Source organism: Halorubrum sp. SP3 (genome assembly GCF_005435195.1).
GTDB lineage: Archaea > Halobacteriota > Halobacteria > Halobacteriales > Haloferacaceae > Halorubrum > Halorubrum sodomense.
The window spans coordinates 1-462 of sequence record NZ_SGTU01000368.1 but is presented as its reverse complement, the minus strand read 5'-3'; the positions used below and the strand labels follow the sequence as shown (position 1 = coordinate 462).

Annotated in this window: 1 protein-coding gene; it reads right to left on the bottom strand. The window is 66.7% G+C overall.

Annotated elements, in window-relative coordinates; translation table 11 throughout:
• Positions 1-174: 174 nt before the first annotated feature.
• On the bottom strand, positions 175-462 hold a 288-nt coding region (locus EXE42_RS16890), incomplete at its 5' end, for a TrkA C-terminal domain-containing protein (protein ID WP_137707052.1).

Sequence of the window (462 nt, the reverse complement as noted above, 5' to 3'; positions counted from 1 at the left end):
TGTCTCACTTCGTTCGACAGCCGCTGCGTTCACGTCCTGACGTGCCCTGCGCTCGCTTCGCTCGCGCAGGACTCCGTCAGGACGCCTCTTTGGTACGGCTTCTAAATGACTCAGCGTCAGGTCATCAGCCGCAGTTCCCCCACCGCGAACGGTACGAACGCCGTAATGTGCGTCTTAGTCGTGCGGGTGGAAGCGCTCCATCGCGCGGCGGACCCCGTCGGTGTCGCCGATGAACGTCAGGTGGTCGCCCACCTCGACGACGCTGTCCGCCGAGGGGACGCGGTTGTCGCCGTCGCGGCTGACCACGGCGACGAAGGTGCCGTCGGGGATCTGCGCGTTGAGGTCGCGGATGCTCTGCCCCGCGAGCGTCTCGGAGGTCACCTCCACCTCCTGGACGTCGTGGCTGTCGCCGAGCTCGTTCATCCAGTGGGTGAGCGCGGGCCGCTCGATCTCGTCGTCGAT